The 21,417-nt window shown below is 31.4% G+C and carries 14 protein-coding genes and 1 pseudogene; 13 read left to right on the top strand and 2 right to left on the bottom strand.

All coding sequences use genetic code 11. The annotated features are described in order from the left end of the window. Positions 1 to 4: 4 nt before the first annotated feature. From ABTV07_RS18640 to galE, 9 genes are all read left to right on the top strand, one after another. Positions 5 to 1,132: a glycosyltransferase family 4 protein gene (locus ABTV07_RS18640; protein ID WP_433745226.1), complete on the top strand. Its 1,128-nt coding sequence runs from the start codon at positions 5 to 7 to the stop codon at positions 1,130 to 1,132. Next, entirely contained in the window at positions 1,107 to 2,489 is a 1,383-nt protein-coding gene (locus tag ABTV07_RS18635) for a nucleotide sugar dehydrogenase (RefSeq protein ID WP_433745224.1), read from the top strand. Before ABTV07_RS18640 ends, ABTV07_RS18635 begins: the two co-directional genes overlap by 26 nt. Positions 2,490 to 2,491: 2 nt before the next feature. Continuing rightward, positions 2,492 to 3,466 (top strand): SDR family oxidoreductase, encoded by a 975-nt coding sequence (locus ABTV07_RS18630; protein WP_433745221.1) that lies wholly within the window; start codon positions 2,492 to 2,494, stop codon positions 3,464 to 3,466. Continuing rightward, complete coding sequence (locus ABTV07_RS18625) at positions 3,466 to 4,830, top strand: phenylacetate--CoA ligase family protein (protein ID WP_433745218.1); 1,365 nt, start codon at positions 3,466 to 3,468, stop codon at positions 4,828 to 4,830. Before ABTV07_RS18630 ends, ABTV07_RS18625 begins: the two co-directional genes overlap by 1 nt. A gap of 88 nt (positions 4,831 to 4,918) precedes the next feature. Further along, a complete protein-coding gene (locus ABTV07_RS18620) occupies positions 4,919 to 5,716 on the top strand; it encodes a glycosyltransferase (RefSeq protein ID WP_433745215.1) in 798 nt (265 codons plus the stop codon). Positions 5,717 to 5,829: 113 nt separating this feature from the next. Then, entirely contained in the window at positions 5,830 to 6,951 is a 1,122-nt protein-coding gene (locus ABTV07_RS18615; RefSeq protein ID WP_433745212.1) for a glycosyltransferase, read from the top strand. Between the two features lie 52 nt (positions 6,952 to 7,003). Then, positions 7,004 to 8,392 (top strand): hypothetical protein, encoded by a 1,389-nt coding sequence (locus ABTV07_RS18610; protein WP_433745210.1) that lies wholly within the window; start codon positions 7,004 to 7,006, stop codon positions 8,390 to 8,392. 191 nt (positions 8,393 to 8,583) lie between these two features. Continuing rightward, the gene (locus ABTV07_RS18605; RefSeq protein WP_433745207.1) at positions 8,584 to 10,113 is read left to right on the top strand and encodes a lipopolysaccharide biosynthesis protein; all 1,530 of its coding nucleotides are present in this window, start codon (positions 8,584 to 8,586) and stop codon (positions 10,111 to 10,113) included. Positions 10,114 to 10,427: 314 nt separating this feature from the next. Beyond that, positions 10,428 to 11,438 carry a UDP-glucose 4-epimerase GalE gene (gene galE / locus ABTV07_RS18600; protein ID WP_433745205.1) on the top strand — a complete coding sequence of 337 codons (1,011 nt, stop codon included), beginning with the start codon at positions 10,428 to 10,430 and terminating at the stop codon, positions 11,436 to 11,438. A gap of 1,121 nt (positions 11,439 to 12,559) precedes the next feature. Here the strand turns inward: galE and ABTV07_RS18595 are convergent. Continuing rightward, complete coding sequence (locus ABTV07_RS18595; RefSeq protein ID WP_433745204.1) at positions 12,560 to 13,300, bottom strand: hypothetical protein; 741 nt, start codon at positions 13,298 to 13,300, stop codon at positions 12,560 to 12,562. A 608-nt stretch (positions 13,301 to 13,908) separates the two neighbouring features. On the opposite strand from ABTV07_RS18595, the pseudogene ABTV07_RS18590 reads away from it, so the two are divergent. From ABTV07_RS18590 to ABTV07_RS18580, 3 genes and pseudogenes are all read left to right on the top strand, one after another. Next, a pseudogene (locus ABTV07_RS18590) lies at positions 13,909 to 14,839 on the top strand (NAD-dependent epimerase/dehydratase family protein). A 119-nt stretch (positions 14,840 to 14,958) separates the two neighbouring features. Further along, complete coding sequence (locus tag ABTV07_RS18585) at positions 14,959 to 15,360, top strand: hypothetical protein (RefSeq protein ID WP_433745201.1); 402 nt, start codon at positions 14,959 to 14,961, stop codon at positions 15,358 to 15,360. Further along, entirely contained in the window at positions 15,360 to 15,749 is a 390-nt protein-coding gene (locus ABTV07_RS18580; RefSeq protein WP_433745198.1) for an ankyrin repeat domain-containing protein, read from the top strand. Before ABTV07_RS18585 ends, ABTV07_RS18580 begins: the two co-directional genes overlap by 1 nt. 157 nt (positions 15,750 to 15,906) lie before the next feature. On the opposite strand, the gene ABTV07_RS18575 is transcribed toward ABTV07_RS18580, so the two are convergent. Then, entirely contained in the window at positions 15,907 to 18,810 is a 2,904-nt protein-coding gene (locus tag ABTV07_RS18575) for an NB-ARC domain-containing protein (RefSeq protein WP_433745195.1), read from the bottom strand. 600 nt (positions 18,811 to 19,410) lie between these two features. On the opposite strand from ABTV07_RS18575, the gene ABTV07_RS18570 reads away from it, so the two are divergent. Continuing rightward, positions 19,411 to 21,414, top strand: a complete 2,004-nt coding sequence (locus tag ABTV07_RS18570) for an AAA family ATPase (RefSeq protein ID WP_433745191.1) — start codon at positions 19,411 to 19,413, stop codon at positions 21,412 to 21,414. The last annotated feature ends 3 nt before the right edge of the window (positions 21,415 to 21,417 follow it).

Here is a 21,417-nt window from a genome sequence, read left to right as displayed (position 1 = left end):
GAATATGAGAATACTTGTATTGGCTAATTTTGGTATGGGGTTATATAACTTTAGAAAAGAGCTATTAGAAGAACTAATTAAGCAAGAAAATGAAGTTTATATCTCCTTACCTGATGATCAATATGTACCTAAGCTAAAAAAAATAGGATGTAAGTTCATAGATACCCATCTAGAAAGAAGGGGAACAAATCCAGTAAAGGATTTTAAGTTACTGCTTGACTATATAAGAATTATAAGAAAAATTAAACCTGATGTCGTTTTAACATATACAATAAAACCAAATGTTTATGGTGGTATTGCATGTGCAATAACTAAAACGCCATATATTACAAATATAACAGGTCTTGGTACTTCTGTTGAAAATAAGGGCATAATTCAAAAAATTACACTGTTGCTTTATAAACTAGGATTAAATAAAGCATCATGTGTATTTTTTCAAAATAAAACAAATCGAATGTTTTTCAAGGACAATAGAATCGTTGAAAGTAATACAAGGTTAATTCCGGGTTCAGGGGTGAATTTAGAACGACATAAATATGAAGAATATCCGATGAGTGATGAGGTAATACAATTTCTATTTATTGGGAGAGTAATGAAAGCGAAGGGGATAGAGGAATTACTAGAAGCGGCAAAAATAGTAAAAGCCAAATATCCTAACATACAATTTCATTTAATTGGTGGTTGGGAAGAAAATTATAATGAAAAATTAAATGAATTAGAAAGACAAGATGTAATTAAATACCATGGGCAGCAAGATGACGTACATTCATTTATTAAAAAGTCACACGCAGTAATTCTCCCTTCTTATCATGAAGGATTAGCTAATGTTCTTTTGGAATCTGCATCTTCCGGACGCCCAGTATTGGCTTCAAGAGTACCTGGTTGTGTCGAAACATTTGAAGATGGAGTAACAGGTATTGGTTTTGAGGTTAAGGATGTTGAAAGCTTAGTTAAAGCAGTCTCAAGATTTATTAACTTACCCTATGAACAAAAAAGAGAAATGGGAATGGCTGGACGAAGGAAGATGGAAAATGAATTTGATAGGAATATCGTGATAGAAGCTTATATAGACGAAATAAGAATGACAATCGACGAGGAGAATAGTAATGAACCTGTACGAAAAATTAGTTAACAAAGAAGAGAAAATATCTCTAATTGGATTAGGTTATGTTGGCATGCCAATTGCTGTTGCCTTTGCAAAAAGGGTTGATGTAATCGGCTTTGATGTAAATAAACAAAAGGTAGAACTTTATATAAATGGTGTAGATACTACCAAAGAAGTGGGAAATGAAGTAATCATGAATACAACAGTTGATTTTACTTCAGATGAAACAAGACTAAGAGAAGCAAAGTTTCATATTGTTGCAGTGCCTACACCTGTAAAGGATGATCATACACCTAATTTGAAGCCGGTGGAATCTGCGAGCCGTACTTTGGGTAGAAACTTAACAAAAGGCTCGATAGTTGTATTTGAATCTACTGTTTATCCAGGTGTAACAGAAGAAATCTGTGTTCCTATTTTAGAAAAAGAATCTGGACTAAAATGTGGTGTTGATTTTAAAGTTGGTTATTCACCAGAAAGGATTAATCCTGGCGATAAGGTTCACAGACTAGAAACAATTATAAAGGTTGTAGCAGGTCAAGATCAAGAGACATTAGATATCGTGGCAAAAGTATATGAATTAGTTGTTGAGGCTGGTGTGCACAAGGCAGCAAGTATTAAAGTGGCAGAAGCAGCAAAGGTTATAGAGAATTCACAACGTGATATCAACATAGCCTTTATGAATGAGCTATCAATCATATTTAATAAAATGGGGATTGATACAAAAGCAGTTCTTGAGGCAGCAGGAACCAAATGGAACTTCCTTAATTTCTCACCAGGGCTAGTCGGTGGTCACTGTATAGGAGTGGATCCTTACTACCTAACGTACAAAGCAGAGCAAATGGGCTATCATTCTCAAATCATTCTTTCAGGAAGAAAAATCAATGATGATATGGGAAAATATGTTGCTGAAAGTACAGTTAAGAAAATGATTAAGGCTAATAAGCAAATAAATGGTGCTAAAGTAGCGATATTTGGTATTACTTTTAAAGAGAATTGTCCTGATGTGCGAAATACAAAAGTGATCGATGTAATTAAAGAATTAGAAGAGTACGGAGTAGATGTCAAAGTTGTAGATCCTCAAGCAGACAAAGAAGATTTATGGCATGAATATAGAATTAATCTTTGTGAAATAGAAGAAATAAAAGAGTTGGATGCAGCAATCTTTGCAGTTCCACATGATGAATTTAAATCTATTCAATTGGCAGATGTAAAAACGATGTTTGGAACAACAGGATATGTAAATTCAGAAGTTATGAGTGAAGTGGCTGCAACATCTGAGGTGGGCATAGATATTGATAGAAAAGATTGTGTATTGATAGACCTTAAAGGAATGTTTAACAGACAAGAAGCAGAGGATACTGGGTTTGTATACTGGAGGTTATAATAGTGGGTTATGAAAATATAAAGTTTCCAGAGGATAGTAAATTCTTAGTTACTGGATCAGCAGGTTTTATTGGTTCCAATCTAGTAGAAGCAATACTTAAATTAGGCTACAAAGTTAGAGGGCTTGATAACTTTTCAACTGGTAAAAAAGAAAATGTAGAAGAGTTTTTAGACAATCCTAATTACGAATTTATTGAAGGAGATATTCGTGATCTTGACACATGTATGAAAGCTTGTGAAGGAATTGATTATGTACTGAATCAAGCTGCATGGGGGAGCGTTCCAAGAAGTATCGAAATGCCTTTGTTTTATGAAGAGGTTAATATAAAAGGTACTTTAAATATGATGGAAGCAGCAAAGCAAACAGGTGTAAAGAAGTTTGTCTATGCTTCCAGCTCATCAGTTTATGGCGACGAGCCAAATCTTCCAAAAAAAGAGGGAAGAGAGGGCAACGTATTATCACCTTATGCACTTACAAAAAAAGTAGATGAGGAATATGGCAAACTCTATACTAAATTGTATGGCCTTGATACATATGGTATGCGGTACTTTAATGTGTTTGGTAGAAGACAAGATCCTAATGGTACCTATGCAGCAGTAATCCCGAAATTCATTAAACAATTACTTAATGATGAGCAACCAACTATTAATGGTGATGGAAAGCAAAGTAGAGATTTCACTTACATTGAGAATGTTATAGAGGCTAACTTGAAAGCTTGTAATGCTTCCCATGAAGCAGCTGGGCAGGCCTATAATATTGCTTTTGGTGGAAGAGAGTTTTTGATTGATATCTATACCCATTTGTTGAATGCATTAGGAAAAGATATTCAGCCGATATTCGGAACTAATCGTAAAGGTGATATTAAGCATAGTAATGCTGATATAAGTAAAGCAAAAGAAATGTTAGGTTATAATCCAGATTGGAGCTTTGAAAGAGGAATTGAAGCTGCGGTAAAGTGGTATAAGGTGAACTTGTGATGGGGATTCTAGAGAAAACATATGATAATTCACCTATATTTTTCCAAAATATCATGACAAGTGTTGCTGGATATAAGAATAATAGAACTCGATTTGGAAAGACTTACTATGATTATATAGATTTTCTTTCAGATTTTGATACTTGGGAATTAGGGCGTAAACTAGAGTATCAACATGCAGAATTACGTAGATTTTTAAAATATACTGTCGCAAATAGCAAATTCTATAGAGATTTATATAAAAATATAGATATAGACGCCATTCAAAGTATAAGTGACTTAAGAAAATTACCAATAGTTGATAAGGAAATGTTACGGGAGAATATTAATGACGTAATTACAATACCCCATAGGGATGCAGTTGAAGGGCATACAGGAGGAACTACTGGTAAATCTTTAGTTGTTTTGTTCACACCAGAAGACATGATGAAAAGAATGGCGATGTTAGATCATTTTAAAAAACGTGCAGGATTTGAACATAGAAAAATGAGAAGAGCTACCTTTAACGGTAAACATATAGTTCCTCCTGGTCAGCAAAAAAGGATTTTTTGGCGCTACAATGCTGCATGTAAACAAATGATTTATTCATCTTTTCATTTAACTGAAGAGAATATGAAATATTATGTGGAAAGCCTTAATACTTTTAAACCTCATGCAATAGATGGCTTTTTCATGTCAATGTGCGATATTGCATCTTACATTGAAAGACATAATATTAAACTTGAGTTTACACCTAATGCTATTTTCCCAACCTCAGAGACATTAACACAATCAGGTCGGCAATTGCTAGAACGTGTTTTTAACTCTAAAGTCTATGATCAATATGCCTCTAGTGAAGGAGCTCCATTTGTCACGGAGTGTAAAAATCAAGTTTTGCATATGGAACTTGCATCGGGTGTTTTTGAACTTGTTGAAGATGGTAGTGATGAAGTCTTAGTAACTAGTTTCACAACACATGGAACACCTTTAATACGTTATCGTATTGGAGATGCAATGAGTTTGGATAATGATAATAATAACTGTAAATGTACCATAATGTCACCAATTGTAAGAGAAATAAGAGGTCGTAAGTTAGATTTTTTATATACTACAGATGGAGCAAAGGTTACTGTAGTCAATATTGCAAATGGATTTAAAAATATCCCTAACGCTATTATACGGGCTCAAGTTTCACAGGAAAAAATCGGTGAAGTGATTATTAAACTTGAAATAGACGAGGTTTATTATAAAAAAGAATACGATAAGTTATTAGAAAATGAATTTATCCATAAATTTGGGAATGGAACGAAAATTATAATAGAGCATGTAAAAGAGATACCTAGAGAAAAAAGTGGAAAGTTTAGGATGATCAAGAATAATGTTTAAGATTAATATTTTTTTTAATATCCTTAACAGTATTATTGAAAGAAAGATTAGAGATAATATAGCATTATAAATCATAGGAGAGTCTGATATGCCTAAAATAAGTGTCATCATGGGTGTTTATAATGGTGAAAAATACTTACATGATGCAATTAAGTCAATATTAAACCAGTCGTTCAAGGATTTTGAGTTTATTATATGTGATGATGGTTCAACGGATAAAAGTGTTAATATAATAGAACATTATAAAAAAAATGATAAAAGGATTTTATTTTTACAGAATGATAAAAATATTGGACTAGCTGCTACTTTAAATAAATGTATTACAGTAGCAGACGGAGAATATATTGCTCGTATGGATTGTGATGACGTCTCATTACTTGATAGATTTAATAAACAAGTTGATTTCTTAGATAATAATAAAAATATTGCTTTAGTTGGAGGAAATGCTAATTTATTCAATGATAAAGGTATTTATGGAATTAGGAAAATGGAAGGTGAATACACAAGATTAAATGTATTCAAAAAAAATTTTTTCATCCATCCAACTGTTATGATGAGAAAAAAAAGCGTAGTAAGTATAGGGGGATATACTGAGTCTAAATATACTTATAGAACGGAAGATTATGATCTCTGGTGCAAGTTTTGTGAAAAAGGATATAAAGGTTTCAATATAGATGAAATATTATTAAACTATCGTGAAGATGAAACTGCATATAGAAAAAGGAAGTTTAAATACAGGGTCGATGCTTTTAAATTAAGAGTTTATTGGTTTAAAAAGTTAAAAATTTCATATAAGTACGTTATTTACTTGTTTAAACCTCTGATTATAGGTCTATTACCTACTTTAATAATGAAGAAATATCATGTCTTAAAATCTAAGAATTAGATAAATTAAAAGATATGTTCATTAGACTCTAGTATTATAAAGTTAGGCAGTTATTATTAAAATCAATTAGGGACCAGATTATGATACCTTTTAATGAAGAAGGGAGGAACTACATGTTACGCATTCTTATATTTGGTCTTTCTACAGGAATGGGCGGAGTTGAGACCTACTTAATGAATCTATATAGGAATATCGACCGTAGCAATATCCAGTTTGATTTTGTTGTAGCTGGTAAAGAGTGTTATTATGCTAATGAAATAGAAGATCTCGGGGGGGAGATTTATTATATAACTCCTAAGAAAGAGAATGTCTTCTTAAATATTGTAGATTTAATAAAAGTTTTAAATAAAAGTAAAAAGACACACAAAGTTGTGTATTTCAACTTGAGTGCTTTATATTATAATTTACCTTATATTTTTTCAACTCTGTATAAGTTTCCAGTCATAATTGCACATGGACACAGTGCTGGGGAAAAAAAGAAAAAGAAAAATCTTAGGTATTACTTACACATTCTTAACCGTGTATATGTCCAGTATGCTTCGGATCATCTTTTTGCTTGTTCAAAATCTGCTGGGGAATGGGTATTTGGTAAACCGGCTTTGGAGAAGAATAAGGTTAAGATAATACCAAATGCTATACCAATAAAGGAGTATAAATACAAAGATGAAATTCGCGCCTTAATACGAAAAGAATTAGGGATTAGAGATAATATTTTTGTTGTAGGGCATGTTGGGAGATTGTCATATGTAAAAAATCAAATGTATTTACTTGATATTTTTCAGAAGATAGAAGAAGGTAACGAAAATTCAGTACTTCTACTGGTAGGTGAGGGTGAATCACGCGCAGAAATTGAAGATAAAGTCTCTAAATTAGGGTTGGAAAATAAGGTTATTATAACTGGATCACGTACAGATGTACCGAGGCTTTTACAAGCAATGGATGCTTTTGTGCTGCCATCACGTCATGAAGGTTTACCGTTTGTATTGATTGAAGCTCAAGCAACAGGGTTAAATTGTTTTGTTTCAAAAGATGTTGTTACTGAGGAATCAAATATTACAGGACTTATAAATTTTATAAAACTAAATGAGAAACCTAATTATTGGACGAAACAAATTTTTAAACACTCAAAAGAAAATATACGACAGGATATGACAGAGAAAATAAAGCATGCAGGTTTTGATATAGAGAAAACGGCTATAGAGTTTGAAAAATTCATCTTAAATAATGAAATTTAAACATGTGAATTTAAAATATGATTAATTTCTAAAAAGAAGTAGGACAGATATTATGAGGAAAATCGTTATTATTATTGCATTCTTATCATTTATAATGACATTAGACAGTGATGCTATAAACGGGTATGAATGGCAATTTTTATTACCACTAACTTTTTTGTTTTTATACATATTTTTCGCTCCGCCGTTAAAAAATATGGGTATCGGTTATAGTGTATTAAATATTGTCTGGTTAATTAGATATTGTCTATCTCCGGTTTTAAACAAAGTCTCTGATTATCAAATAATACATTATTCTATTGTTGACGAAAATGATCTGTATATAGCCCAGGTATTAATGTTGATAGAATTATTAGTAACTATTTTTGTATGTAGCTATTTTTACAGAAGAGGACATCAGACTAGAAAATTTAATGTAAGTCTCTTTGACAAAAATAATAAAGGAGCAATAGACACCACTAGGGCTCCAAGAACAGTTGGTATGACAATCTTGATATCTATGTTGGCATTGTCGTTACTTGTTTTGGTCTTTGATTCTAATGCATTGAATGGTTTTAACTTTATTTTTAACAGTAATTATGAAGTGCATGGTAGTGCGAACTTTGGTTTATCGATATTGATTCTTTGGTGGACAAAAATCATAATTACGGTATTTTTAATTTCGAAATTTGGTGCTAGGGAGTATAGAAAACACAATTCATTAAATATATTGAGTAGTATTGTTATTGTTCTCTTATCAATATCATTTTTCAACGGAATGTCAAGAAATGAAGTTCTAATAGAATCACTGGCATATATTTATTTGCTTACTAGACTTTTTCCGAAAAATAAAAAGGGTATACTTGCAATTTGTATAAGTAGTTTGGGAGCTATTCTGCTCTTTATTACAATTAGCAGATATTTTGATACTCGTAATGTCTCTGAAGGACTAGCAAATTATGATTTAAACAATATAGTTGTTACCTTGAATTCTTATTTTGCAGGGCAACAAAATGTAGCTATTGGTGTAAGAACTCTAGATTTATATTGGCATGAATATACTATGCTTACAATTTTTAAAGATATATTCGTAAATGCAATGTTTTTGAATATATTTGTTCCTGATGTTCCAAGTACTGTAGATATGTTCAATCGAACCTTATATGGACATTCGCAATGGGCTGATCAAATATCACCAATGATAACACAAGTAATAGGTCTTTTTAATGTTTTTGGCATATTCATCCCAGCTTTTATTGTATTTCTCATAATAAAGATGGATAGGATAGCAAATGATACACCTAGTATTTTTGCCGTATTTTTAGTTTCATTTATATCTGTAAATTTGGCTTTTTATTCTCCGGGTAATTTAACTATACTATCTACTGCTATATTCAATAGATTTCTACCTCTTTATATAATTTATAGGCTAACCAATGTATATATGCTAAAGAACCAATAGTCTCAAGAATAAGAGAAAATCCTAATCAAATAGGTGAAGGTTCACGGTTAATTTCACCTTGAAATGGTTCTGAACATTTGAGAACGAATTATACCCCAAATATTTAGTCGTACTTTTGATAAAAGAATTGAAAGCGTTCAATGGCAACTATTAATAAGAAGAAAAGATAAATATATCAAAGGAAGCTTAATATGCGTACAAAAAGTTCATTAATCAATTTGAGTTTTGCGTTATCAGGGCAATTAGTAGGTTTGCTTGTTAGCTTTTTTGCTAGAATTGTTTTTATACAAGTATTAGGTGCCGAGTATTTGGGACTTACCGGACTTTTCACTAATATATTAAGCATTCTTGCTTTAGTAGAAATGGGTATTGGTCCTGCAATAGCTTTTAGTTTATATAAGCCATTGGCAGAGAAGGATGTTGAAAAAACCAAAGGTCTTATGAAGCTTTATCAAAAAGCTTATATTAGCATTGGTTTAGTTATAATTATATTAGGAATGATTATTACTCCATTATTAGAAATGGTTATTAAATCAATCCCTGACATTCCGCATATTCATATTATTTTTATGTTATTTGTCATCAATACTGCTACTACTTATTTTTATTCCTATAAGCGTACCCTAATTATTGCAGATCAAAAACGATATATTGCCACCATTTATAGATATTCTTTTTTTATAGTATTAAATATTATCCAGATTATTTTACTACTTTTAACACATAATTTTATATTATTCCTTATTTGTCAATTTATTGCCACACTTACTGAAAATGTTCTGGTCTCTAAAAGGGCTGAGCAACTTTATCCATATTTAAAAGAAAAAAAAACCCAAAAGGTTGATAAGTTAACACTAGCGGAAATTAGTAGAAATGTACGTGCTATGATAGCTCATAAGTTAGGTGCAGTGGTTGTAAATTCAACAGATAGCCTAATCATTTCAAAATTTGTGGGATTAGTTCAAGTTGGATTATATTCAAATTATCAATTGATAGTCAATGCATTAAATATAATTACAGGACAAGTATTTTCTTCAATAACTGCGGGTATAGGTAATTTAGGTGCAACAGAGGCGTATGATAAAAAAAGGTTTATTTTTAATGTTGTATTTTTTATAAATTTTTGGATTTATGGTTTTATTACCATATGTTTAGTAGTGTTATTTAATCCATTTGTAGAACTTTGGGTTGGAAAAGATTATATAATAAGTACTAGTACCGTATCATTTATTATTTTAAATTTTTATTTATCGGGAATGAGAAAAGGAGTACTAACTTTTCGTGAAGCTCTAGGAGTTTATTGGTATGACAGGCATAAACCTATATTCGAATCTGTTATAAATCTTATTGCTTCATTATTTTTGGTTCATCAATTAGGAATGGTTGGTGTTTTTATTGGTACTACTATTAGTACACTTACAACATGTTTCTGGGTAGAACCTTATGTACTATATAAATATGCATTAAAATCTTCTGTTACCCAATTCTTTGTTCGGTATACATTATATACCCTTATTACAATTTTAACGGGCTTTATAACGCTGGAATTAACGAATTATTTTAACGAAGTAAATTTACAAACTTTTATTATTCAGTTATTCATCTGTCTTACAATTCCTAATCTGGTTTTTCTTATTTTGTTTTATAGAACAAAGGAATTTAAGTATTTGCATAAGGTACTTAAGAATTTTATTTTTTTAAAAAAATCAAACAGGAATTAAAGTTGAGTAATGACATTAAATTATTGGAAATTGATAATAATGATTAATACTTGCTTATAGGTAAGAAGATTTTATCCAAATGAAATTTTAGAAACTGCGCCAAAAGTGTGGTACTTACATCACTAAAGTGTTAAGTATAATATAGACGTGGGGGCAAATTATAAAAGCTTCTCCGAAATGGGTGCCTGACCCCCGCCGCAGTAGTGTAATAAAGGAATATCATTAATAAAAAAATTAACGACTAACCGAGTTGAATATCAGCTGGGTTATTTTTTATGTCCAAAAAAATATTTCTTATTAAGGGAGACGGAAAAATGAATATTCTTGTTACTGGTGGAGCCGGTTACATTGGTTCGCACACGTGTGTGTCTTTATTAGAAGCGGGACACAGTGTAATAGTTATAGATAATTTGAATAATAGCAATCTAGAAACTTTAGAAAAGGTAAAGCAGCTTACTAATAAAGACTTAACTTTTTATCAAATGGATGCTACCAATGAAGCTGCAATTGATCAGGTTTTTTTAAATCATAAAATTGATGGAGTCATTCACTTTGCTGGATATAAAGCAGTGGGTGAATCTGTTAAAAAGCCACTTGAGTACTATCAAAATAATCTAGTAAGCACAATGGTTCTTACAAGTGCCTGCCAAAGGCATGGAGTGAATCGTATTGTATTTAGTTCATCTGCCACTGTATATGGAGATAATCAAGTACCTTTTATTGAGACAATGAATCTTTTGCCAACTACTAACCCTTATGGAGAATCAAAGACGATAAGTGAAAGAATTCTAACGGATGCAGCCAAAGCAAATACTAATTTTTCTATTGCTCTCCTTCGATACTTTAACCCAGTCGGGGCACACGAAAGTGGATTAATAGGAGAAGCACCAAATGGCATCCCTAATAATCTAATGCCTTACGTTACTCAAGTGGCTAAAGGAAAGCGAGAAAAGTTAAACGTTTTCGGCAATGATTATCCAACAGTGGATGGCACGGGTGTACGTGATTATATCCATGTAATGGATCTTGCAGAAGGACATGTGGCTGCACTTGAAAATCTAACAGAGGGTGTCCATATCTATAACCTGGGATCGGGTAAAGGTACAAGTGTATTTGAGTTAATCCATGCTTTTGAAGAAGCAAATGGAGTAACTATTCCATACGAAATAGTAGATAGACGATTAGGAGATATTGCTGCCTCCTATGCAGATGTTTCCAAGGCAAAGCTAGAGTTGGGTTGGGAAGCGAAACGAGATATAAAAGCGATGTGTCGGGATGCTTGGAATTTTGAGAAGAATTATGTGGAAATGACCATTGCAAAATAATTGATGAACTAAAATAAATGAATTTCCTTCTTTTTATCAAATGATCGGATGAAATAGCGGGCATCAAAACAATAAGCGGCTATTCACTAATCAAAGAAGACCTTACAGATAGTTACGAATTAAGAGATGAGTTGCAGGAAAATTGGTGTCTGACCCCCGGCACTGCAAAGTGCTAAAGTTTATAGCTAGAGTATATGTTTTTCTGGAAATGGTGAAGTTTTAGGAATGATGTAACCGGTAAGTAGAATAAATCAGCAGGGGTTTTTCATTTCATTTTCATCTAAAATTGGGCTCTATAACCAATGTAAGAATTATCAAGAGAGAGCGTCATTCTAATAGACCTCTCTCTTGATATCTAATAATGGATTTTGAAAAAGAAGTAGGCTAGAGGACCACTCTATTAACGATCACAGAAGCTATTGTTTGATATTCTTGTATAAATACTATCTCTTTATTCAAGTGACACTTCTGATGTGGGTGGCGAATTAAAAAGATTTCAATACTTTATAAGAGTATGATTTTCCTATAGAAGAAATCAGTACCATTCTTAATTCAACGGGCATTTTTTGAATAAGTGCATGACGACCAGGAATATATACCGATAGATCTTGTTTTGTAAAAAAAGTTGGGAATATCGGTGCCTGACCCCCGACACTGCAAAGTGTTAAAGTAACTTGGTAAGGGCATTTTTTGTGAAGGTTATGTTAAACATAGATACTCATATTTATATACTTATTAATTAGAAAAGGACCAAATCTGGTCCTTTTTTGCTAAGTTTGATTCATAAGGATTAGAGTAATAAATTTATATCGAAGGTTTTAGGTCAATAATAACGGCCGACTTATTTTGTATCAATAGTTTCTTGAATTTGATCGTTAACATCAAGAGATACCTGATATCCTGCACCTAAATCCTAACTTGACTCTTTTCTGTATCTGGTAGTGGAACTATTAGAAATATCGGTGCCTGACCCCCGACACTGCAAAGTGCTAAAGTTACTTGATAGTTTGGATTTCTTTAAATAGAATGCTTTTAGCAGGCATGGCCAAGATTGTTGTATTTGTAAACGGAGAATTGCTAGACTATATAGGTTAGTTTGAATCTTTTAGTCTTTTCGGATTTTATTTGACTTCATCACACCTTTGGCTAAAATAATCTATTAATACTGTCCAACCATCTCTTATAATTTCCTTTAGTATTTCTTTTTGCTGTAATGAAGTTAATTCAGTAAATTTAGTTTGTATTCCTTCGAGTGTAAATTTTACAATTATCCAACGGCTATCTGTTAATTTCGGCAGTCCTTCAGTATCTTTTAATATTAGATTAATGAGAAGCAAACGGGAAGAATTACAAATCCATTTGTTTTTCTGTAGAAAACTTACTAGCTTATTCATTTTTGTGTAATTGCCGCTAATCAAAGCTGTTTCAAGGTACTCTTTATAATCATTTTCTTTGAACACATATGGCTTAAGTTCCTTAATTGGAATTTCAACTCGTTCTGATACTTCCTCTAAAGGTATAGTTAATATCAATCTATTTAAAACATAATATTTATCTTTAAAACTAGAATTTGATTTTCCATCAACCAAAAATTTTAATACCTCTAAGTACCTATCTTCATCATTTTGGAATTTTTTATTGATTACGTATAGATTGGAATTTTCTGAGTTGAAACACTCCACATTTTCACAATGAGTAATTAAACGGAACTTCTTATAATCAATTTCCTCGACTATTGATATACCCTCAACATACTGAAAGTACTTATAAAACCGACGTATTCTATGCAAGCCTGGTTTACTAAAATAAGGGTGATAAAATATTTCTGAAATCTGGTTAGTTTCTATCATGATGACATCCATTGAATTAACTCCTTTTTTAGAGTTATTTATTCAATAGGTAATTTGTCTTATTACTTATTTTTGCTATGTCATTGAAACAAGTGAATATTGGTGCCTGACCCCCGGCACTGCAAAGTACTAAAGTGGCATAGCTGGAGTGAATGAATTCAAGAATATTGGTGCCTGACCCCCGGCACTGCAAAGTGCTAAAGCAACTCGGGGGTGAGGGCTCTATATCTCAATCTTTTTTTATGTCACACAGTATGAGGCTAGTTAGTAAAAGTTAAAAACAAAAAATCAGGATTGAAAAGGACCTTTTCAATCCTAATTTTTAGCTAATTTAAATTAAATCCCATCCATCCAGTCTAGAAACTCTGTCACGACTTTCACTGTATCATTATGTGCATCATTAGTAGAAACAAGCTTCAATTGCACATGATGCTTTTGGAACCAACTTTGTCTATTAGCTTCTTTTACAACACTATTATAAAAAATTGGTGCCTGACCCCCAACGCAGTAAAGTAATAAAGGAATTTCAATAATAAAAAGCATTAACGACTAACCGAGTTGAATATCAGCTGGGTTATTTTTTATGGCCGAAAAATTTTATGTTAAAGGAGACGAAAAAAATGAATATTCTGGTCACGGGTGGAGCTGGCTACATTGGTGCGCATACATGTGTGGCTTTATTAGAAACGGGGCACAGTGTAATAGTGGTGGATAATTTAAATAATAGTAATTTAGAAACTTTAGAAAAGGTAAAGCAGCTAACTAATAAAGACTTATCTTTTTATCAAATGGATGCTACCAATGAAGTAGCAATTGACGAAGTTTTTTCTAATCATAAAATAGACGGTGTGATCCATTTTGTTGGGTATAAAGCAGTGGGTGAATCCGTTGAAAAGCCTCTTGCTTACTATCAAAATAATCTAGTGAGTACGATGGTCTTGCCAAAGGTATGGAGTAAATCGTTTAGTGTTTAGTTCATCTGCCACTGTTTATGGCGATAATCAAGTGCCGTTTGTTGAAACAATGAATCTATTGCCAACGACTAATCCTTATGGAGAATCAAAGGCGATGAGTGAGAGAATTTTAACGGATGCAGTCAAAGCAAATCCTGATTTTTCTATTGCTCTTCTTCGCTACTTTAACCCAGTTGGGGCACACGAAAGTGGATTAATAGGAGAAGCACCAAATGGCATTCCTAATAATCTTATGCCTTACGTTACTCAAGTGGCTAATTATATCCATGTGATGGATCTTGCAGAAGGACATGTGGCTGCATTGGAAAATCTAACAGAGGGTGTCCATATCTATAACCTGGGATCCGGTAAAGGTACAAGTGTATTTGAGTTAATCCATGCTTTTGAAGAAGCGAATGGAGTAACTATCCCATATGAAATAGTAGATAGACGTCCAGGAGATATTGCTGCATCCTATGCAGATGTTTCCAAGGCAAAGCGAGAGCTAGGTTGGGAAGCGAAGCGAGATATAATAGCAATGTGTCGAGATGCTTGGAATTTTGAGAAGAATTATGTGGAGATGGCAGCGAGTAAATAAAACTACTTTTAATAATCAGCTATACGGAGAGAAAATATTATGATTCACTTGTTTTAAGGGAACTTCTTGATAAATCAGGGAGTGCTTTTTACTATTTTCTCAAAACAGGAGTGCAGACCTTGAATATCAAATCACAAATTTCAAAAGGATATATAAATGAAGTAATAGATTTCATCAAAAAGAATTTACAGACCCTCCCTACTTCAGAATTAAAGGATGATCCACTTCTTATTTCGATAAAAAATGACTGTGATCCGGTAATGAATTTTCTATTGAAGGAGAAGTATCATATGTTATGTCCGCATGACAAGCAGCTTTCATTTTTAATAAATACTGCTTCTCGTAATTACCATAAAGAGCTAATTAAATTTATCCAAGATATTTCGTTTTCTAAATCTGAGCTAACAAAGGCATTAGATTACTCTTCATCGTCATGTGACGTTTTTACCGTCAAGATTTTGTTAGATGCTGGAGCAGACTTGATGTTAATCAGCAAGATAATTATGGGAGAACAGCTTTAATGAATACATTATTGAGTATTGAGTTGGACCCGGAAAACTGGTTTATGGAATTTGGGGAGAAGTTATTAGCCACAGGTGCAGATCCTAACATGCAGGATAATGAAGGATGTACCGTATTGATGATGGCTTGCAAGTATGAAGGTTATACATTATATGGGGACGACTCTTTGCTTGAATTTATGAAGATGTTAATTAACAACGGAGCAGATGTAAGTATTAAGAATAACCAAGGCCAAACAGCATTGAATATTGCGAAGGAACATCAGTTTGAAAAGGCAATTGATTTCTTGAAACAATATGAATCACAACTAATTGTTCCCAATATGAATGTAATAGAAAATACGAATGCGCAGCCTTCTACTATAGGGTATCCTGAAAAGTCATTTTAAAGGCAACAGTATTAGTCCTTAGCTTAAGTGCATTTTTTTACCTAATTGCTAAAGAATACAATCTAATTAAAAATTATATTATAAGTAAATGGGGTCAGAAAAAAACAAAAAAAGGCTTATTCTAATATTAAGAATATTCCTTTTTTGCTTTGAAGTATTAATTTATTAATGACAATCTCAGTTTCTTACTTTTTTTATTAACATGTTCAATAAGTGCTTCAACATAATTTCCTTTTAAAAATATAAGGTCAAGATTATTAACTTGTTCCTCATGAAAATTTGAAATGTGTATTAAACCAACAAAATCATTTATTTTACCGAATACTCCATACTTTTTATTTATACCTGTAATTCGCAAACTAATTTTTTCTCCCTTTTCAATAATATAATTATTGTTAGTCGCTAGGAGATTATTTTTACAACTAATTAGAGTTTCATGTATATGATTCGGTAAATTATTTAAACCGAATTTTATTAATATGATTGTGTTATCACGATTTATTAGATTCGAATCATTTATAGAAATATTATTAAGTTCAGTTCCTAGTTTTACTATGGCATTTATTGCCGAGGTCAAATTAGATTTTATTAATTCTTTATTTTTGCCGGATATAATTTGACTGGCAGTATTTTCACTAATGATTCTTACTAACTTTTTTTGGTAGTCTGAAATGAACTTTGCAATTTTCTGTTTGAATTTTTGTCTAATTTCAGAAATAATTTCTTTATCATCATGAGCATTTTTAATTTTTATTTTCCGATCCGACAATAATCGTATACCTTCATAAGTAATAAGTATAGAAAAAATTAATATCTCATCGTTGATATTTTTATTATGTTTATCTAATGACTTAAGATACTTTTTTAGTACTTTACATGCTTCTTCAACTTCTCTTTCTTCTTTGAGCATTAATGCAAACATACGAACTAAATCAACATGAGAAAAAGTAAAGTATGAAAACTCTTTATAAAGATTTATTGCGTATTTTCTTGAATTCATATTTTTTAAATATCCGGTAATGCTACTAAAAGCTTTAATTTTTATTTCCACGCTGCAATTGTTATCATTTAATAATTTTCGATACGCATCTATGTTTTCTTGTTCACTCTTATAATCTCTATCCCTATTCAATTTATCAAGTAAATCAATATAAATATTTGTTGTGTTATTTTTCCAGCCTATTTGTTCGATAATAGAAATTATAGTCTCTTTTATTGCTATATCATTTCCGTTGTAATAATCTCCCATTATTTTCAGGATATCTTCTGAGTAAATCCTGTGCAAATCGGTAGAATCTTTTGTAGTGATACGTAAATTATTTAACTCGTCCAAGGCGTCATCAACATTAAATTGACATTGAAGTTCGTTTAACAAATATCTCAATACAGAAATATTTATTGAAAGGGACTCTTTGATAATAATAGGATAAGAATATTTAAAAATAAGTTTAGCTTCGTTTGATAAATAATCATAAAGTCGTTCATATAAAAACTTCTTAGCATTTTCATTAGTTGCAAGCATTTTAAAGTGGTAATCTACAAAGTTATAGCTTTTATACATATACGCAAATTGATACAAGAAAAGAGGTCTACCTTCTGTAGCTTTATGAATTAACTCAATTTTTGAAGAATCGGATACTAATTCGGCAATTCGTTCGACATTCCAATTAAATTCAGATTTAAATACCTTTGTTAAGAAATCTGCTGAAGCGCTCTTATCTAATTCTACACTAGTCAATTGCTCTCCAGTTAGCCCATGCTTTATTCTACTTGTGAAAATTACTTTGTGGTGATTAATATCAAGTTTTTTTACAAATTCAATGATTTGTTCTCTTTCACTGACATCGAATGTTTCAAAGTCATCTATTACCAAAAGTACTTTTTGAGATATTGAAAAAATTTTATCCTTAAATTCATCAATTTTTTGCAAGAAATAATCATACTCTAGCATAGGCTCGAAAAGTACTTGTGAAATTTTATAGAGAACTTCATTTAGAGATCTTATGTTATTTTCAAGTGGTTCAATTTCTCCACTCATATAGTTAAACTTTCTATCTTTAGCAGAAATAAAAACTACATAGTCGAAAAACTTCTTAGGGTCATTAAAAAGCTTATTACAAGTACTCTGGACCAGAGCTGTTTTACCTACACCACCATGACCCCATAGAGTCAATGCAACGCTTGAAGTATTTTTAATTAAAAAGTCATTGATTGATTTTTCTAGATTGTCATCTAAATTAAAATACTCAGTGTAATTATTTTCAAATTTATTCATTATTAATCCATTTAAACTTAGCTTTCTCTCTTGGTCTGGACTATAAAACAAATCTTTAATTTCTTCCCACTCTAAATAACTTTCATCCTCGCTCAAAATTTTCGAATATTTTATTCTACCTGTTAGTTTTTCTTCTAAATTTAAAAATAATAAGGCTGTTTCTTCATCTTGTAATTGTATAAACGGAGAAACTTTGATATAGAAATTTGGCTTACTTGGTGTTGATATATAAGTATTATATAATTTTAACTTTGACCCAAAAAAGGATTTTGGGGTAATTGACCATTCATCAAATTCACCATCCGGACCGATTCTATAACCAAAATATTCATCCTGCTCCTTACCTTCAACATAATAATAAAAATACTCAGATTTTAGGAATTCTATTTCATTAATTAATATTTCATATAAGTCAATCATGTAGTCATTAAATTTGTTTGGTTCACTTTCAGTCATAGTAAAACCATGAGCATATCTATTATTTCTGATATTTGGAAAATTATTGAGTGTTTCTTTTACTTTTTTATTAACAAATATCTCTTTTAACAGATCAAATTCGCGAAGATACTTAATATAATGTCCAGTTGAAAGTTTACTAGAGTCATAGATGAATTTAGAGTGACTATCGAAATCTATCTCATTTTTATTTTTTTCTAAAAGATACGCTATGGATAATGTTAATAAATAATCTGTCCTTTGTCTTAAAATACTCTGAAAGATTACTGTGTTTTTCTTTCTTCTGTACCTTTTTATACGATTATTAAATTTATTAATGATAAAATCCAAAATAGTTCATCCATTCTATAGACTTTATGTATATTTTATGTTTAATTGTAAAAAAAATCAAATTAATAATTACTATTTTATGGTAGATTCAGTGGTCGTTTCTTTATAATAGGGTAGTACCCATCCTACTCTAGAGGTGCATGATGAAATAGTTGCTCAAACCATTGGTATATATGTGTATTACCAAAAAGATTTACTAACAAATTATTAACTTTCAGGATTTTAATGTAAGCTTCTCAATGAACTTATTGGGGGAAACTTCTATTTTTATTTGTCTTTTATAATTAGGTTCATCCTTTTTAGTGACACACACTTATCAAGAGAAAGTGATATTTCGTGTGGGTTCTGCAATCCTAAGCATCCTTTTGCATTTATGTTTTGGACTATCCAAATAAAGATTGAATAATCGAATTGTGGTTCCATTTTGCGAAGATAAGCCTTTATTTTAGAAAGCATTCTTAACTAACTCGCATCCATAGTAGTAGTATTTCCTGGGATTATATAGAATATTTTCAATTAAAACTAATTTGTAATTGTACCATATGTTAAGATTAAAGTGATTTTTGACTAGAACTAAACTACTACATAATGAGGTGCCTTATGAATACCTTAGAAAATATTATTAGTATAAGTGACTATATTGAAATGTCGTTTCAAAAACGCCTGAACATATGGGGAAATATCACAGATAGTAAAGAACTTCGTTTATTTGGAAAAGTAAGCTTAATAGGAGATAGGTTTTGTTTATTTAGTGATCCAAGGAAAATTAGCTCTGATCACAAATTGCAATTTTTGGAAAATCCATTTGACGATACTATAACACTCGATATTTTTAAAGGTTCTACTAAAATTTTAAAAGAATTAGAATCAAAAGAAATTAAAGTAAATCAGTATGTATTTTTTAGCATAGAAGTAATAAGTGGGAGAAATATTAATAAAAAATGGCCAGTCAATATAAAAGCGGATTCAATTTCTAAAGTGGATGACCCAAAGGTATTTCTTGATACATTAAATAAAAACATTCCTGATCTTACCTATTTATTTACAGATTTTATTGTAGATGAAGAGGGAGTGCTTCAATATGTTAGTGAGCCAATTCATCAATTATTAGGAAAACTGTCTACTGAAGTAAAAGACCTGAATACAAAATTAAATAGTTTTAAAGAGAAAATGAAAAAAGAAAAAGAAAAAATTGACCGTACAGTAGATAAATACAAAAGAGATGAAATGGCAAAAGTTCAGAAGGAAATAGACGAACTTAATCATTTAAAGAGCAAACTAGAGAATGAAAACCTCAACAAAATGGAAAAAGTCCAAGCAGAAATAAACAACTTACTAGAAATAAAAAATAAACTTCGAGTTTATAACATTTTTCAATCAGACAAGGAATCTGTAGAAGATGAGATCTCGGAAGTAATTCATACTCAGATAGTAACGGAAAATCATTTAGAAAAATTGATAAATATCCAACATCATATGGTTACGGATGAACGCAATCCCTTGTATTACGAAATTGATGTAATAACTCAATTTTATGCGGGTTTAAAAACCGATCAGCTTGTAGTTCTAGCGGGAAGTCCTGGAACAGGAAAAACTAGTTTAGTGGAAGGGTTTTCCAAGGCTGTTAGTGCTGAATATCGTTTCATTCCTGTGCAGCCTAACTGGGTCGATAAAAGTGATTTACTAGGATTTTATAATCCTGTTGAGAAAACCTATGTCTCAACACCTTTTTTAGATGCAATTCTAGAAGCAAAATTGGCAAGGAATCAAAATAAACTTTTTTTAATTTGTTTAGATGAAATGAATCTAGCTCATATCGAATATTATTTTGCTGAATTTTTAAGTAAATTGCAAACGGACAGAACAATACAATTATATAGTGAAAATATTAAAAATGATATCGTAACAGAGTTGAAGGAACGCTTTAGATACTTTGAAAACAGTATAAATGATGCTACTCTTGATGCTTTTTTAAAGGAGAAAGGACAAAATGAATTAGAGAACTATTTCCAAATGAAAAAGCAGATTCATTTAATTTACCATTATCCTAGTCTTTTGGAAATCCCTAACAATATTCGATTTGTCGGAACTATTAATAAGGATGCGACTACGAAAGATTTAAGCCCTAAGGTAGTGGACCGGAGTTTCTTAATGAGGATTGATCGTTTAAATGAGGAAAGGATGGAAGACCTTCAGGGTAAATTAATACAGGCAGGTTATAAAAGAGGACCAGAATACTTCTCAAGTGTTGACATTGCAGTTATCAAAGGTAAAAAATTCACAAAGTTAAAAGAGGATTTAAAAACATTAGGAGAAGAACTACGCCCATTTCATATAGAATTAACAAATCGTTTTGACCGTACTGTTATGCAATTGATTGGTTCAGGTTTCTTAGATGATAATAACTTAAGAGATATTTTGATGTCCAGCCTCGTCTTGCCTAGGGTAAATGCTGATAGCTATGAAGTTAATCTTGGTCAATTATTGACTGTACTACAATCAAATATCAAGCGGGGTATGGAACGTTCCAAAAATCTTTTAGAAGAAATGAAAATTTACGAGCATGATAGTAATAAACTTGCGGCTATCACCTATTGGAGGTAGTCA

Origin of the sequence: Falsibacillus pallidus (genome assembly GCF_050990905.1) — a bacterium.
In the GTDB taxonomy this organism is placed as follows: Bacteria; Bacillota; Bacilli; order Bacillales; family DSM-25281; genus Falsibacillus; species Falsibacillus pallidus_A.
Note: the sequence above shows the minus strand (reverse complement) of the source record. Positions and strands in the feature narration are given on the sequence as shown.